9 protein-coding genes are annotated in these 12855 nt (G+C 36.6%); all 9 read left to right on the top strand.

Annotated elements, in window-relative coordinates:
- Positions 1 to 27: 27 nt before the first annotated feature.
- Positions 28 to 3849, top strand: a complete 3822-nt coding sequence (gene rpoB / locus LNP04_RS08200) for a DNA-directed RNA polymerase subunit beta (RefSeq protein WP_229986025.1) — start codon at positions 28 to 30, stop codon at positions 3847 to 3849.
- 111 nt (positions 3850 to 3960) lie between these two features.
- Positions 3961 to 8226, top strand: a complete 4266-nt coding sequence (gene rpoC, locus LNP04_RS08195; RefSeq protein ID WP_229986024.1) for a DNA-directed RNA polymerase subunit beta' — start codon at positions 3961 to 3963, stop codon at positions 8224 to 8226.
- Positions 8227 to 8309: 83 nt separating this feature from the next.
- Positions 8310 to 8618 carry a DUF3467 domain-containing protein gene (locus LNP04_RS08190; protein ID WP_047444864.1) on the top strand — a complete coding sequence of 103 codons (309 nt, stop codon included), beginning with the start codon at positions 8310 to 8312 and terminating at the stop codon, positions 8616 to 8618.
- Between the two features lie 330 nt (positions 8619 to 8948).
- Positions 8949 to 9599: a Crp/Fnr family transcriptional regulator gene (locus LNP04_RS08185; protein ID WP_229986023.1), complete on the top strand. Its 651-nt coding sequence runs from the start codon at positions 8949 to 8951 to the stop codon at positions 9597 to 9599.
- Between the two features lie 122 nt (positions 9600 to 9721).
- Positions 9722 to 10564 (top strand): DUF5777 family beta-barrel protein, encoded by an 843-nt coding sequence (locus tag LNP04_RS08180; RefSeq protein ID WP_229986022.1) that lies wholly within the window; start codon positions 9722 to 9724, stop codon positions 10562 to 10564.
- Position 10565: 1 nt separating this feature from the next.
- Positions 10566 to 10916 (top strand): hypothetical protein, encoded by a 351-nt coding sequence (locus LNP04_RS08175; RefSeq protein WP_229986021.1) that lies wholly within the window; start codon positions 10566 to 10568, stop codon positions 10914 to 10916.
- Between the two features lie 13 nt (positions 10917 to 10929).
- A complete protein-coding gene (locus tag LNP04_RS08170) occupies positions 10930 to 11475 on the top strand; it encodes a YceI family protein (protein ID WP_229986020.1) in 546 nt (181 codons plus the stop codon).
- Positions 11472 to 11999, top strand: a complete 528-nt coding sequence (locus LNP04_RS08165) for an ankyrin repeat domain-containing protein (RefSeq protein WP_229986019.1) — start codon at positions 11472 to 11474, stop codon at positions 11997 to 11999. Before LNP04_RS08170 ends, LNP04_RS08165 begins: the two co-directional genes overlap by 4 nt.
- Before the next feature lie 3 nt (positions 12000 to 12002).
- The gene (locus tag LNP04_RS08160; RefSeq protein WP_229986018.1) at positions 12003 to 12791 is read left to right on the top strand and encodes a T9SS type A sorting domain-containing protein; all 789 of its coding nucleotides are present in this window, start codon (positions 12003 to 12005) and stop codon (positions 12789 to 12791) included.
- The last annotated feature ends 64 nt before the right edge of the window (positions 12792 to 12855 follow it).

Here is a 12855-nt window from a genome sequence, read left to right as displayed (position 1 = left end):
TTTTTTTAACCCTTTCTTAAAAGTTTTATGAGTAAAACAACCGCAATTACTAAAGGAAATGAGAGAATTAATTTCTCTACAGCGAAAGGAAAAATCATTACTCCGGATTTCTTAGATATCCAGTTAGAGTCATTTAAAGATTTTTTCCAATTAGACACACTTCCGGAAGACAGAAAGAAAGAAGGTTTGCACAAAACCTTCCAAGAAAACTTTCCAATTACCGATTCTAGAAACCAATTCGTTTTGGAATTCTTAGATTATTTGGTAGATTCACCACGTTACTCAATCGATGAGTGTGTGGAAAGAGGTTTAACGTATTCCGTTCCTCTAAAAGCTAGACTTAAATTATACTGTACAGATCCTGAACATGAAGATTTTCAGACCGTTGTACAAGATGTTTATTTAGGTCCGGTTCCTTATATGACGCCGTCTGGTTCATTTATCATTAATGGTGCAGAGCGTGTTATCGTAACTCAGTTACACAGATCTCCGGGTGTATTCTTCGGACAGACTTACCACGCTAACGGAACAAAATTGTACTATTCAAGAATTATCCCTTTCAAAGGATCTTGGATGGAATTTACTACCGATATCAACAGCGTAATGTACGCGTATATCGACCGTAAGAAAAAATTACCTTTAACTACATTATTAAGAGCTATCGGTTTCGAATCTGATAAAGACATTCTTCAGATCTTTGACCTTGCAGAAGAAGTGAAAGTTTCTAAAGCTGCCCTTAAAAAAGTGGAAGGTAGAACTTTGGCTGCAAGAGTTTTGAACACTTGGTTTGAAGATTTTGTAGACGAAGACACTGGTGAAGTTGTTTCTATCGAAAGAAACGAAATCATCTTAGACAGAGAGACTATTCTTGAAAAAGAACATATTGATCTTATTTTGGATGCTGGTGTGAAGTCTATCTTGATTCACAAAGAAAATTCAAACGAATTCTCTATCATCCAGAATACATTACAAAAAGACCCTACCAACTCTGAAAAAGAAGCGGTAGAATATATTTACCGTCAGTTAAGAAATGCAGATCCACCCGATGAGGAAACTGCAAGAGGAATTATTGAAAAATTATTCTTCTCTGAGCAAAGATATTCACTTGGTGAAGTAGGACGTTACAGACTAAACAAAAAGTTAGGTCTTAATATCCCTACAACTACTGAGGTTCTTACAAAAGAAGATATCATTGCGATTGTAAGACACTTGATCGAATTGGTAAACTCTAAAGCTGAGGTTGATGATATCGACCACTTATCAAACAGAAGAATTAAAACTGTTGGTGAGCAATTAGCAGGACAGTTTGGTGTAGGTCTTTCTAGAATTGCAAGAACGATTAAGGAAAGAATGAACGTTAGAGATAACGAAATCTTTACTCCGCTTGATCTTGTTAATGCGAAGACTTTGACATCAGTTATTAACTCATTCTTTGGTACCAACCAGCTTTCTCAGTTCATGGACCAAACCAACCCTCTATCAGAAATCACGCACAAGCGTAGACTTTCTGCCTTAGGACCTGGTGGTTTATCAAGAGAAAGAGCAGGTTTCGAGGTACGTGACGTTCACCATACTCACTATGGTCGTATCTGTCCTATCGAAACTCCTGAGGGACCAAATATTGGTTTGATTTCATCTTTAGGTATTTATGCTAAAATCAATACTTTAGGTTTCATCGAAACTCCATATAGAAAAGTAGAAGGAAGTACTGTAGATCTACATGCTGATCCTATTTATCTGAATGCAGAAGACGAAGAAGATAAAGTAATTGCTCAGGCAAACGTTGAGTTAGATGATAACGGAGCGTTCTTAACAGATAGAATTATTGCCAGATTAGATGGTGATTATCCAGTTGTTGAGCCTTCTCAGGTTAATTTGATCGACGTTGCACCTAACCAGATTTCCGGTATTTCAGCTTCATTGATTCCATTCTTGGAGCATGATGATGCGAACCGTGCATTGATGGGATCAAGCATGATGCGTCAGGCAGTTCCTTTGTTGAAGCCACAAGCTCCAATCGTAGGTACAGGTCTGGAACAACAAGTTGCGAAAGATTCTAGAATTTTGATCAATGCCGAAGGAAGAGGTACTGTAGAGTACGTAGATGCTGATCAGATTACTATTAAATATGAAAGAAGCGATGACGAAGATTTAGTATCATTCGAATCTGCTACGAAAACATATAAACTGACTAAGTTTAGAAAAACTAACCAGAGTACAACTATTACCCTAAGACCAAACGTAAGAGTAGGTGAGACGGTAGAAAAAGGTCAGGTTCTTTGCGACGGTTATGCAACCGAAAACGGAGAATTGGCTTTGGGTAGAAACTTGGTAGTAGCCTTCATGCCTTGGAAAGGATACAACTTTGAGGATGCAATTGTAATCAACGAAAAAGTTGTACGTGAAGACTGGTTTACTTCAATTCACGTAGATGAGTATTCTCTTGAAGTTCGTGATACCAAATTAGGTATGGAAGAATTGACGGCAGATATTCCAAACGTTTCTGAAGAAGCTACAAAAGATCTTGATGAGAACGGAATGATCAGAATCGGTGCTGAAGTGAAGCCTGGTGATATCATGATTGGTAAGATCACTCCAAAAGGTGAATCTGACCCGACTCCTGAAGAGAAACTTCTTAGAGCAATCTTTGGTGACAAAGCCGGTGATGTAAAAGATGCTTCATTGAAAGCAGATTCTTCATTAAGAGGTGTTGTGATCAACAAGAAATTGTTCTCTAGAAACATTAAAGACAAAAAGAAAAGAACTGAAGAAAAACTTAAGCTTGAAGAGATTGAAAACACTTACAAGGCTAAGTTTGACGAGTTGAGAAATACTTTAATCGAAAAATTAAACACTCTAGTTAGCGGTAAAACTTCTCAGGGAGTTACGAATGATTTAGACGAAGAAATTATCGGTAAAGGAGTGAAATTCACTCACAAATTGTTGACTTCAGTTGAAGACTACGTAAACGTTAGCGGTGCAGATTGGACGGTTGACAACGATAAGAATGAATTGATCAAACAATTGATTCACAACTACAAAATCAAATTCAACGATATTCAAGGAGTTAAAAACCGTGAGAAATTCGCAATTTCTATCGGAGATGAGCTTCCTGCAGGTATCATGAAATTGGCTAAAGTATATATCGCTAAAAAACGTAAACTAAACGTTGGAGATAAAATGGCGGGTCGTCACGGTAACAAGGGTATCGTTTCGAGAATCGTTCGTGAAGAAGATATGCCATTCTTGGAAGACGGAACACCGGTAGATATCGTACTGAATCCACTTGGGGTACCTTCTCGTATGAACATCGGACAGATTTATGAAACAGTTCTTGGATGGGCTGGTCAGAAATTGGGTATGACGTTCGCTACGCCAATCTTTGATGGGGCAACTCTTGATCAGATTACAGAGTATACTGAGAAAGCAGGAGTTCCTAAATTCGGTCACACTCACCTTTATGATGGTGGTACCGGAGAAAGATTTACACAAGCTGCAACTGTAGGTATTATCTATATGTTGAAACTTGGACACATGGTAGATGACAAAATGCACGCACGTTCTATCGGACCTTACTCATTGATTACTCAGCAGCCATTAGGAGGTAAAGCTCAGTTTGGTGGTCAGAGATTCGGAGAGATGGAGGTTTGGGCTCTTGAAGCATTTGGAGCTGCAAATATCTTGAGAGAAATCTTGACTGTGAAGTCGGATGACGTGATTGGTAGAGCAAAAACTTATGAAGCGATTGCAAAAGGGGAAGCAATGCCTGAACCAGGTATTCCGGAATCTTTCAACGTATTACTTCACGAGTTACAAGGTCTTGGATTAGACGTAAGATTGGAAGAGTAAATTAAGATTTAATTGTTAAAAAATTAAAGCATTAATTAAACTCAGAGATAATAAGTGCGAAAGTGATTTTGAAGCTTTCAATCTTTTAATCTTTTAATCAAAAATTAAATTATGTCAAATAAAAATAAATCAAGTAGATTTAATAAAATAACCATCGGTTTAGCTTCACCTGAGTCAATTTTACAAGACTCAAGAGGAGAAGTGCTTAAGCCGGAAACTATCAACTACAGAACGCATAAACCAGAAAGAGACGGTTTGTTCTGTGAAAAAATCTTCGGTCCTATCAAAGATTACGAATGTGCTTGTGGTAAATACAAGAGAATTCGTTACAAAGGGATCGTTTGTGACCGTTGTGGTGTAGAGGTTACGGAGAAAAAAGTACGTAGAGAAAGAATCGGACATATTGGTTTGGTTGTTCCTATTGCGCACATTTGGTATTTCCGTTCTTTACCAAACAAAATCGGTTACCTTTTAGGTATTCCTTCTAAGAAATTAGATATGATCATCTATTACGAGAGATATGTTGTGATTCAGCAAGGTATCGCTAAGAAAGCAGATGGTTCAGATTTTGACGAGAAAGAATTCCTTACAGAAGAAGAATATCTGGATGTTTTGGAAACTCTTCCTCCAGATAATCAATATCTTGATGATGCAGATCCAAACAAATTCCTTGCTAAAATGGGTGCGGAAGCTGTTGAAGAATTGCTGAAAAGAATTGATCTTGATGCATTGTCTTTCGACTTGAGACACAAAGCTCACAACGAAGGTTCTAAGCAAAGAAGAACTGAAGCTCTTAAAAGATTGAACGTAGTAGAAGCATTGAGAGGTGCTAATACAAGAATGATCAACAGACCAGAGTGGATGATTATGCGTGTGCTTCCTGTAATACCACCAGAATTAAGACCATTGGTTCCATTGGATGGAGGACGTTTCGCAACTTCTGACTTAAATGACCTTTACAGAAGAGTAATTATCAGAAATAACCGTTTGAAGAGACTATTGGAGATCAAAGCTCCTGAAGTAATCTTGAGAAACGAGAAGCGTATGCTTCAGGAATCTGTAGATTCATTATTTGATAATACAAGAAAATCTTCTGCTGTAAAATCTGAATCAAACAGACCATTGAAATCACTTTCAGATTCATTGAAAGGTAAGCAAGGTCGTTTCCGTCAGAACTTACTAGGGAAAAGGGTAGATTACTCGGCTCGTTCGGTAATTGTTGTAGGTCCAAACTTACAGCTTCACGAATGTGGTATTCCTAAAGATATGGCTGCGGAATTATACAAACCATTTATCATTAGAAAACTAATTGAAAGAGGGATTGTAAAAACAGTAAAATCTGCAAAGAGAATTATTGATAGAAAAGAACCAGTAGTATATGATATCTTAGAAGGTGTAATGAAAGGTCACCCTGTTTTACTAAACAGAGCGCCTACTTTGCACAGACTGGGTATTCAGGCTTTCCAACCTAAGATGATCGAAGGTAAGGCAATCCAACTACACCCATTGGTAACGACAGCATTTAATGCCGATTTTGATGGTGACCAGATGGCGGTACACTTACCGTTAGGCCCAGAGGCAATTTTGGAAGCTCAGTTATTGATGTTAGGTTCTCAGAATATTTTGAACCCTGCAAACGGTTCTCCAATTACAGTACCATCTCAGGACATGGTTCTTGGTCTTTATTTCATGACCAAAGAATTAAGCTCTACAGATGAGAAAAAAGTTTTAGGAGAAGGTCTTGCATTCTATTCTCCGGAAGAAGCGGAAATCGCTTATGCTGAAGGTAGAGTTTCATTGAACGCTAAAGTAAGATGTAGACTACCGGTAAAAGAAGAAGGTGTAATCACAACTAAATTGATTGAAACTTCTGTTGGTAGAATCTTATTTAACCAGATCGTTCCTAAGCAGTCAGGATATATTAATGAACTTCTTACAAAGAAATCATTAAGAAATGTTATTGGTAAAGTACTTGCCGATACAGATTTCCCTACCACTGTGAAGTTCTTGGATGCAATGAAAGACTTAGGGTATTCAAATGCATTTAAAGGAGGTCTTTCGTTCTCATTAGGTGACATCGTTGTCCCTGTTGAGAAAAAGAAAATGATCGCAACATCTATTGAAACTGTAGACGAAATTAGAGCCAACTATAACATGGGTCTTATTACAGATACAGAAAGATATAATCAGGTAATTGACGTTTGGACAAACACCAACGCAGGATTAACTGAAATGATCATGAGCAGAATGAAAGTTGACCAAGGTGGATTCAATTCTGTATACATGATGCTTGATTCTGGTGCGAGGGGTTCTAAAGAACAGATCCGTCAGTTATCAGGGATGAGAGGTTTGATGGCAAAACCGCAGAAAGCTGGTTCTACCGGTGCGGAAATTATCGAAAACCCGATTCTTGCAAACTTTAAGGAAGGTCTTTCGATCTTAGAATACTTTATCTCTACTCACGGTGCTCGTAAGGGTCTTGCGGATACCGTATTGAAAACTGCCGATGCAGGTTACTTGACTAGAAGATTGGTAGACGTTGCACAAGATGTTATTATTACAGAACAAGACTGTGGAACCCTTAGAGGAACAGAAGTTACTGCACTGAAGAAAAATGACGAAATCGTTGAAAGAATTTCTGAAAGAATCTTAGGTAGAGTATCTCTTCATAATATTTACGATCCGGAAACTGACGAATTAGTAGCAACAGCAGATCAGATTATTGAGGAAGCTTTAGCGAAAAGAATCGAGGAGATGGGTATTGAAGCTGTAGAAGTACGTTCACCATTAACTTGTGAAACTCAAAAAGGAATCTGTGCTAAGTGTTATGGTAGAAACCTGGCAACTGGTAAGAAAATCCACATGGGTGAAGCGGTAGGTGTAATTGCGGCACAGTCAATTGGGGAACCGGGAACTCAGCTTACGTTGAGAACCTTCCACCAAGGGGGTGTATCTACAAACGTATCAGAAAACCCTTCAATCTCTGCAAGAAGAGACGGTATCGTTGAGTTGGATGAGGTAAGAACAATTACTTCTGAAGACGAAAACGGTAACACTGCGGAAGTAGTAGTATCTCGTACAACAGAATTTAGATTGGTTGCTGATAACGAATCTAGAACTCCGTTGATGATTGCTAACGTACCTTATGGATCTCAATTATTAGTTAAATCTGGTGATAAAGTGAAAAAAGGGGATATCATTGCAAAATGGGATCCGTATAACGCGGTAATCATTGCAGAAAATGCTGGTAAGGTAGAGTATGAAGATATCATCCAAGGTATTTCATTCCAATTGGAGATTGATGAGCAAACAGGATTTGAAGAGAAAGTAATCTCTGAATCTAGAAATAAGAAAGCCGTACCTACATTGAAGGTGGTAGATTCTAAAGGAGTTGAGCAGAAAGGTTACAACTTACCGGTAGGAGCCCACTTAATGGTAAATGATGGTGAAAAAATTAAGGCTGGTAAAGTCTTAATCAAAATCCCAAGAAAATCTGCTAAGTCAGGGGATATCACCGGAGGTCTTCCGAGAGTTACAGAATTATTTGAAGCAAGAAACCCTTCAAACCCGGCGGTTGTTACAGAAATCGATGGGGTAGTTTCTTACGGAAAAATCAAGAGAGGTAACCGAGAATTGATCGTTGAGGCAAAAACTGGTGAGAGAAAAATTTATTTAGTTAAATTATCAAACCAGATCTTGGTACAGGAGAATGACTTCGTGAGAGCTGGTTCGCCACTTTCTGACGGTTCAGTTACTCCAGACGATATCTTGAAGATCAAAGGGCCAACTGCGGTTCAGGAATATTTAGTAAATGAAATTCAGGAAGTTTACCGTCTGCAAGGGGTAAAAATCGACGATAAGCACTTCGAAATCATCGTAAGACAGATGATGACAAAAGTATCCATCGTTGACGGAGGTGATACTCAGTTCCTTGAGGCTGCTCTTGAGCACAAATACGATTTCTTAATTGAAAACAACAGAGTATTTGGTCTTAAAGTAGTTACAGACGCTGGTGATTCTAAAGAATTCAAGCCAGGACAGATGATTACTGCAAGAGAACTAAGAGATGAAAACTCTAAGTTGAAACGTGAAGATCAGAAATTAGTTGAAGTAAGAGAAGCACTTCCTGCAACGGCAACGCCCGTATTGCAAGGGATCACAAGAGCGGCTCTACAGACGAAGTCGTTCATGTCTGCAGCATCATTCCAGGAAACTACTAAAGTTCTAAACGAAGCAGCAGTAGCTGGTAAAGTAGATAGCTTGAACGGTCTTAAAGAAAATGTAATTGTAGGACACAGAATTCCTGCAGGTACAGGTCTTAAAGAATACCAGAATGTAATCGTAGGTTCTAAAAAAGAATTCGAAGATTTAAATTAATTTAAAATTTAATGTTCAAGGTTCGAAGATTTAATTTATTTTTGAGCCTTGAATTTTTTAAACATAAAACTTAAACAAAAATAATGGACAACCAAAATCAAAACAACGATCCAAACAACATCAACATTCAATTAAACGAAATGGTAGCTTCAGGGGTATATTGTAACCTTGCTTTAGTAAACCATTCTCCATCAGAATTTGTAGTAGATTTCATCCAGTTAATGCCAGGTGTACAGCAGGCGAATGTTCGTTCAAGAGTAATTCTTGCTCCACTTCACGCTAAGAGAGTTCTTACAGCTCTTCAGCAAAACATCACAAACTACGAGCAGCAGTTCGGAGAAATCAAAGAAGTTGAGCCTTTCGTATTAGGTGGAAACAACGTACAAGCGTAAGATTTTCTCAAATATATAAGAATGCCCCAGCGAAAGTTGGGGCATTTTTTTGTACAAAATATCGTCATGATATTTATTTGGGCGCCTGTTTCCGTCCTCCGTTCCCGCTTTTTTGTTCGTCGTACCTCCTCGCAAAAAGAGCTCCACTCAGGCCGGGGCGCAGTATGTTCATTCTTTTATGTTCATTCAAAATTTTAATGTTATCAAACTTATTTTCATAGTTCAAAAGTGAATTATTAAGAATGATTAAAAATAATAGCCTGATAAAAATAAATGTAAGTAGCAATATTTCAATTTTATACCTTTGTTTTTAGATATCAGATAAAATATATGTTGAAGAATCAATTTATCATTAACAAATTCGGATTTTTGGGTGTTGATTTCTTAAAGGATCTCAACAAACATGGAATCATCAGCAATGTGAAAGCTAAAACTGAACTGTGCCGAGAAGGGCAGAAGAATAAATTTGTTCCGTTTCTCATTAAAGGTTCAATCAGAGTATTTTCATTAAATGACGGTCGGGAGTTGATTTACTATTATGTAAGAGAAAATGATAGCTGTATGATGACGTTTTCCTCTATTTTTTCCGATTATGTAAGCCGTATTTATGCAGTTGCAGAAGAAGATTCTGAGGTTTTATTGATTCCGGTTTCTGTAATGCATGATTGGTTATTGAAGTTTCCTGCAATAAACAAATTATTTTATCAGGAGTACGACAAGCGATTTTCAGATGTCATGAATATGGTGAATGAAGCGGTATTTCACAAGCTTGATAAAAGAATCCTAAGCTATATTAAACAACAGATATTGTTGACGGGTAATAATCCGATTAAGCTTACCCATCGGGAAATTGCTGTCAATCTTGGGACATCAAGAGAAGTAGTGAGCAGAGTGATGAAAAAAATTGAAAATGAAGGGGAAATTTCTCAAAGTAAGCAGGGCATCAGAATAGCACAATCTGAAAATGTTAGTCAATTCTAATAAATTTGTTTTAATAGTTTTATAAAGCCGATTGATAAAAACAATATCGTCGGTGACTTTTGTCACGCACTTTTAAAAATTTTAGTCGATAAGTTTGTTGTATCAATTTTAATTAAAATTATATGACAAAAACTCTATTATTTTTGTCGATGTTTACTTCAGTTCTTGCTTTCTCACAGGAAGATCTGCTGAAAGATATTGACACCATTTCAACAACCAATACAACTTCACCACCAGCTTTCAAAGCACTTCAAATCGTTACCGGACAATCAACAAAACTTACCGCAAAAAATGAGTGGTACGTTGTTATTGCGCATCGTTTTGGAGATGTAAGTGAGGGTTTCAAAAACTTTTTCGGTCTGGATGATGCTTCTACCAAGCTTGGAGTAATTTATGGTGTAACAGACGGAATCTCATTAAGTCTTTCAAGGGAAACCAACATGAAAACTTTTGAATTCGGAGCAAAATACAGGCTTCTAAAACAGAATGATGACGTGCCCGTAGATATTGTAGGATATAATGTGATGGCATTAAACACAGATTTGGATACCGAAACTTATCCGCATCTGAAGTTTGGCGATCGGCTTTCTTATCTTACACAAGCTCTTATTTCAAGAAGGTTTAATGAGAATTTTTCTTTACAGCTGACGCAGTCTTATGTTCATAAAAATCTTTATGAGCCGACCATTGAAAACAACAATCAATTCTTGGCCGGATTAGGAGGACGATACAAAATTTCCAAAAGAATCTCGATCAATGCAGAATATTTTGTGAATTTTGACAATCAGAGTTTTTACAAAAATCCATTATCATTAGGAATGGATATTGAAACAGGAGGTCACGTTTTTCAGCTGTTATTCAGCAATTCTCAACTGAATTCTGATATTGGTTATCTTACTAACGCTACCGGAAAGTGGGAAAAGGGACAGATTTTCTTTGGGTTTAATCTTTACAGAGTATTTTAAAATGAAAAAAATAATTTACATAACCAGTCTTATTCTTTTCATTACCTCTTGTGAAAGCAGAACCTATGAAGAGATTTCTGATAATACGCCAATCGCAGAAACTGTAAGATATCAAACCGACATAAAACCGATTATCGATGCCAACTGTACAGTTTGTCATTCTGCCGGAGGATCAGCTTCTTTTCAGCCATTGACAAATTATAATCAGGTAAAAACGAATATTGACAACATCATTAACCGAATTCAAAGACCCAATGGAGATCCTTTAAAAATGCCTCAAGGCGGTTCTCTTTCTCAAAATCAGATTAATCTTTTCGTAAAATGGAAAGCTGATGGTTTTATTGAAAATTAAAAAAGAATTGAATATGAAAAATGTAGTATTAATCATCATTTCGTTATTGTTCAGTAATCTTGTTTTGGCTCAAAAATACAGCTCCAAAACAGGAAAAGTTACAATTGAAGCGTCAATTCCTATGTTTGAAGATGTTTTTGCTCAGGATGACAATAATATTGTAGTTCTCAATGCCGATACAGGAGAAATGGCTTCTGTTTCGGTAGTAAAAAACTTCAAATTTAAAGTCAAATTGATGGAAGAGCATTTCAATGAAAGCTATGCAGAAACAGCAAAATATCCGAAAACAACTTTCAAAGGAAAGGTTTTGAATTTTGATAAGACAAAACTAAGCGAAAGTCCTCAAAAATTTACCGTTCAGGGAGTTTTAAACTTTCACGGAGTAGACAGAAATATTTCTTCTTCAGCTATGATTTCTGCAAAAGACGGAAAGATTTTTATGAAAGGAAATTTTATTGCTAAATCAGCAGATTTTAAAGTGACCATTCCCAAAATGGTCATGAAAAAAGTCGCTGAAAACGTGAATGTAGAATATTATTATACTCTTGTAAAGCAATGAAAAAATTAATTGTATTCATAATGTTCTTTCTGAGTTTATCTTTCGTATCAGCTCAGGAAAAAGCAAAATCAGTTTTTGATATCGCAAAAAGTGGTACACTTGAAGAACTAAAAGTTTTAATGAAGAAAAATCCCGATGTCATCAATGAGACCAATGAGCAGAAGTATTCTCCTCTTATTTTAGCCTGTTACCGTGGAAATATGGAAGTAGTTGATTTTCTTATAGATAATGTAAAGGATATCAATTACAATTCTCCAATGGGTACTGCGCTGATGGGAGTAGTATTCAAAGGTGATTTGAAATTAGCTCAAAAATTATTAGACAATAAATCTGATATTAATAAAGCAGATTCTCAAGGCACAACCCCTCTTATTTTTGCTGCAAAATTAGGAAATGTTGATATGGTAAAACTTCTTATAAAATATAAGGCAGAAAAAAGTATAATAGATAAAGAAGGAAAAACAGCTTTTGAATATGCTGTATTTTCAAAAAATCAAGAACTTATAAACCAACTAAAAAAATAAAATATGAAAAAAATTGTAATTCTTTCACTCTCATTAATCAGTTTTTTGAACTTTGCTCAACAAAAAACTACAGGAGATATTACATTATCTCCTAATAATGGTGTTATGGCAAATTTCACTTTAGACAATACAACTTCTAAAGTAACTCTTTTGCTTAAAGGTCCTTCTGACAGATGGTTTGGATTGGGAATTGGTGTAAATGCTGGTTTCAGTATGTCTTCAGGTGATGCATTAGTTTACTCTGCGGTAACCTCCCCAATGCTCACAGATAGGAGTTTTACAGGATTGCAACAACCCCCTGTTGACACTGTACAAGATTGGACAATTGTAAGTGATAATGTTGTTGCAGGAATAAGAACTGTAACTTTAACCAGAAACTTAACGACTTCTGATACTAATGATTTTCAACTTCCTTATGCAACAACCAATTCAATAAGTATTGCTGGTGTAAGACCTCCCAGCGCAACTACTACAGTTGCTCCACATGGTGGAACCGCTAATGTAGGATATGCTACTGCTTCTTTTACGGCTGTATTGGGTGTAGATGAATTGAATGCTTTAGAAAAAAACAAAGTAAAGCTTTACCCAAATCCTGCAAAAGAAACCGTAAGTTTCAAAAATGCTGATAAAATAAAATCTATCGACATTTACGAATCTACAGGGAGAAAAGTAAGATCAGTAAAATTAGAAGGCGACAACATCAATGTTGCTGATCTTAAATCCGGAAGTTATTACTTTGAAATCACTTTAAAAGATGGAAGCCTGACCTTCGAAAAATTAATTAAAGAATAAAATGAAGCCACTGAAAAGTGGCTTTTTTTGGATTTGCACAATAATGTTAGTGCGTAAATCTTTT

The sequence above is a fragment of the Chryseobacterium sp. C-71 genome (genome assembly GCF_020911865.1).
GTDB lineage: Bacteria > Bacteroidota > Bacteroidia > Flavobacteriales > Weeksellaceae > Chryseobacterium.
This window is presented reverse-complemented; position numbering and strand designations above follow the sequence as displayed.